Raw genomic sequence first — 3,561 nt, 5'->3', positions numbered from 1 at the left:
CTCGGCGCGGGCGGCGACGGCGGCGTCCAGCAGTTCGCGCAGGATTTCGGGGGCAGGACGGGCGGGATCGTGGAGTGCCGGGGCGAGACGGCTGTGGCGGGTGATGCGGCAGCGGCCGCCCTCGAACAGCAGGCTGTGCCCGGCGGGCAGGCGCATCACGCCATCGAACCAGGTGCTCTCGGCATCAAGCACGCGGCCGTAGAGAAAGTCGGCGATCGCGGCCGCACGCGGGGCGGGGGCGGGGCCGGCGAGCGCCTGCGCCGACTGGGCAAAGGCGAGCGCGCCGCCTGCGGCACGGTAGTGGAGCGGGCGCACCCCGGCGACATCGCGCGCGCACAGCAGGCGCCGCGCGCGCGCGTCCCACAGGGCGAAGGCGAAGGCGCCATCGAGCCGCGCGGGGCAATCCTCGCCCCAGCATCGATAGGCCGCCGCAATCACCGCCGTCGCCTCGGCGCGCGCCGGAAGCCCGAGCGCGGAGGCAAGTTCGGTGCGGTTGTCGAGCCGGGCGTCGGCGACCACGGTCAGCGCATCTTCATTGAACGGCACGGGGCCAGCAAGCCGGACGCCCGGCGCGCTCCACCCGCCTGTCGCAGGCGCAGGCCCGAGCGGGCGCAGGTCGGCAGCAACCATGCCGCTGATGGGGCCGCTGATCGCGCGCGCCTGCCCCATCAGCGCGCTCCGGCCAGAGCCGTGTAATCGCCTAGCCGCGTGCCCTCGGCACCGAGCACGATACGGCCGTTGCAGCTCACCCAGGCATGCGCGGCGAACTGCCCCGCAGCATCGCGCTTCACGCCGATATGGAGCGTGCAGCCATGGCCTGCGCGCGCCAGCAAATATTGCAGCGCCAGCGCCTGGGTGAGGCACGAGGCGCCGGGCACCAGCCGCGCAAGGCGCGTGATCCGCCGGGCCAGCTGGCGGGCGTAGAAATGGCCATCCCTGGTCGGCGGCGCCTCGGGCAGGCCCGCTCGGATCGCGGCATAGCCCCGCAGGCTGAGCGCGAGCCGCATCGCGGCGAGCGCCCCCAGGCACTTCACATCGCGCCGCAGCGCGCGCGCAGGGCCGACGCTCACGGCTGGCGGCATTGCACCAGTCCCGCATCGTCCAGCTGCGTCACCAGCCGCGCGAGATCCTCGGCGACCGTCTCGCGCGGGGCGTCGAATTCGGCTGCGACCTGCTCGACAAGGCCTTCGAAGGACGCAGGCTCGGCGAGCGCATCCCACACGAAGGCACCGACTTCGTTGAGGCTGTAATAGACGTAGGTCTTGAGATTGAGCAGCGCCGCGCCTTCGGCGAGCGTGCAGCCGACCACCTCGGGGTCGCCGGAAATCAGCAGGGCGGGATCGATTTGCGCCATGCGCGGGCCTTTCATGTCTGGCAGCGAATCATGCGGCGTGCCGGTGCGGCCACGGCCACGGATGCGGGGGGCGGCACCTGCTTCCGGCATCGCCGGAAACAAGGCAGCAGCACGGGCACCGCCCCCCACCGGCTGCCTGTCAGGACAGGCCGTCTTCCGCCCCGCAGGTGAGGTCGCCGAACGGCGTCCCGGCGGGGAACATGGCGTCGAGCGCATCGGGGCAACCCGACGCCTGGGTCAGCTTCTCGAAGGTGCCCAGTTCTTCAAGCGTCGGAGTCGAATAGTGCTTTACGTTCATTCACTTTCTCCTTGGGTAATATTGATCAACCCCTGCATCGTTGATGCAGAGGCCCAAGAAGGATGCACGCCAATCAAATGATGCTCTCCGGTTACCCAATAGGCCGCCGAATAAAGCACGTTATTTAAATCGGACCGCACACCCCTATCGTAAATCCAGCGTGGATTTCGACCGTTTCACCGTGGGGTTTCATGATGGCTGCTGCACTCACCCAGGATATAAACCAGCTCACCGCGAATAGCCTCCCCGAGGAACGGGCGGACGGCGGGGATGTCGCGCGACTGGCGGAAATGTGCCGCATCGCGCTGGTCGGCGGTTCGGGTGAGCGCGAATCCATGGCGATGGACGACCAGACCGCAGCGCGAATCGCCGCGCTGGCGGTTCGTGTACGGCTCACCGGGCCTAGCGCGCGCGCTTTTGCCGCAGGCGGCCGCACTGTGCCGCCAGCGCTTGCCCGCACGCTCGACGGCGCCCGCGCGCGGGCGATGGTGAGCAATGGCCGGGTGATGGCGCTGGCGAGGATCGCCTTTCCCTTGCTCGACCGCGCCGGCATCCCCGCGATGGCCTTCAAGGGCCCGTTCCAGCACCGCCTGCTCCATGGCGATCCGTTCTTCTGCCGTGCCGCCGATCTCGACCTGCTGGTCGCGCGCGAGCATTTCGATGCGGCGCTTGCGGCGCTTGCTGCGCAAGGGTTCGTTCGGCGCGAGGGCACCTCGGCATGGTGGACGACGGCGCTGGGCGAGGTGCATTTGGTTCACCCCGAGGGCGGGGTGATCGATCTCCACCACCGCCTCCAGCAACCCGGTTGCCCGCCGCCGCGCGATCTCGCCGGGTTTCTGGCCGGAGCGCAGCGCGAGGCGCTGGGGGGCACTTCGATCGCTGTGCCCACCCATGCGCAGGCGGTTCTGGTGAGCGCGCTCAACTTTACCAAGGAGTTCGCCCATCGCCGCCCCTCGGCGCGCTATGCCTATGATGTCGCCGCCGGGTTGATCGGGATGGGCGAGGCGCGGCGGCGGGCCTTTGCGGCACTGGCGATGCGCCAGCGGTTGACCGGGACGGTGGCGCTGGCAGCGGCCCTGTGCGAGCGGGTCTTCGGGATCGCGCTGCCGCTTGCCTCGCCGCTCGCCGCTGCCGCTTTGCCGGACTGGGCGGCGCGCGAGGCGCTGCTGGCGATGGTCTTCGACCCCGAGAACCCTGCCACCCCTTGGCCGCGCCGCCGCGCGGTGCTGTGGGCGATGTGCAGCGGCGCGGCCGGACGTCACAAGGCGGCCGAGTTCACCCGCGAGGCGGCGCGGATGATCGGCAGCGAGGCGCTGCGCCGTGCGGCACCGGAAGGAGTCTAGCTGCGTGCGGGAGAGGGCGCGCAGGCCCCGGTGGTGGCGGCACGGGCCGGTCGCGGCGTTGGGCGGCTTGTGGTTGATCGCCTGCGGAGCGCCCGAGGGCGGGGCAGGCGGCGGCGCCCGAGCGCGTGCTCCCGAAGCATTCGACTTTGCAGGCGGCAGCGCCTTTCCGCCGCGCGCGCGCATCACGATCGGCGATGTCACCGTGCCCCCCGGCGCGCGCGAGGCGCATGTGCCGGTGCGGCTCGACCGGCCCACGCCGAACACCGTCCACGCCCGCCTGCTGACCCGCAATGGCAGCTTCCCCGATGGCGCCTACGAAGGCCGCCACTACACCCGCACCGAGGCGCTGGTGGTCTTCCGCCCCGGCGACCCGCTGGTGCAGACCGTGCGCGTCCCTCTCGGGAGCCTGCCGCAAGGCACCCAGTTCGCGCTCCATCTGCCCGAAGGCGTGGACGGGGCGCGGATCGCGGACGGGGTGGGGGTGATCCGGGCGCGGGCGGGGGCTGCCCCGAGCCGCGCGCAGCCTGCCTCGGGGCGCGCGCCACGTCGCTGTGCGGCCCGGCGCG

Annotated in this window: 4 protein-coding genes and 2 pseudogenes; 2 read left to right on the top strand and 4 right to left on the bottom strand. The window is 71.5% G+C overall.

Annotation, left to right across the window (positions count from 1 at the left end):
* The 4 genes and pseudogenes from NBV68_RS18525 to NBV68_RS18510 all read right to left on the bottom strand — a co-directional run.
* A pseudogene (locus NBV68_RS18525) lies at positions 1–669 on the bottom strand (hypothetical protein); the annotation flags it as partial.
* Positions 669–1,070, bottom strand: coding sequence for a lasso peptide biosynthesis B2 protein (locus NBV68_RS18520; RefSeq protein WP_296312825.1), 402 nt, complete (start codon positions 1,068–1,070; stop codon positions 669–671). The gene NBV68_RS18520 and the pseudogene NBV68_RS18525, both read right to left, overlap by 1 nt.
* Positions 1,067–1,354 (bottom strand): PqqD family protein, encoded by a 288-nt coding sequence (locus NBV68_RS18515; RefSeq protein ID WP_296312823.1) that lies wholly within the window; start codon positions 1,352–1,354, stop codon positions 1,067–1,069. The genes NBV68_RS18520 and NBV68_RS18515 overlap by 4 nt, the downstream gene beginning before the upstream one ends.
* A 139-nt stretch (positions 1,355–1,493) precedes the next feature.
* Positions 1,494–1,652: a lasso RiPP family leader peptide-containing protein gene (locus NBV68_RS18510; protein WP_296312820.1), complete on the bottom strand. Its 159-nt coding sequence runs from the start codon at positions 1,650–1,652 to the stop codon at positions 1,494–1,496.
* Positions 1,653–1,843: 191 nt separating this feature from the next.
* Between NBV68_RS18510 and NBV68_RS18505 the strand changes: the two genes are divergently transcribed.
* Together NBV68_RS18505 and NBV68_RS18500 are read left to right on the top strand one after the other, a co-directional pair.
* Positions 1,844–2,995, top strand: a complete 1,152-nt coding sequence (locus NBV68_RS18505; RefSeq protein ID WP_296312818.1) for a nucleotidyltransferase family protein — start codon at positions 1,844–1,846, stop codon at positions 2,993–2,995.
* A gap of 4 nt (positions 2,996–2,999) precedes the next feature.
* Positions 3,000–3,561: pseudogene (locus NBV68_RS18500) on the top strand (hypothetical protein); the annotation flags it as partial.

The sequence above is a fragment of the Erythrobacter sp. genome (assembly GCF_023653175.1).
Lineage (GTDB): Bacteria > Pseudomonadota > Alphaproteobacteria > Sphingomonadales > Sphingomonadaceae > Erythrobacter.
This window is presented reverse-complemented; position numbering and strand designations above follow the sequence as displayed.

Coding starts and splice junctions, on each gene's coding strand:
- NBV68_RS18510 (WP_296312820.1), bottom strand. CDS start 1,652: ATGAACGTAAAGCACTATTCGACTCCGACGCTTGAAGAACTGGGCACC.
- NBV68_RS18505 (WP_296312818.1), top strand. CDS start 1,844: ATGATGGCTGCTGCACTCACCCAGGATATAAACCAGCTCACCGCGAAT.
- NBV68_RS18515 (WP_296312823.1), bottom strand. CDS start 1,354: ATGGCGCAAATCGATCCCGCCCTGCTGATTTCCGGCGACCCCGAGGTG.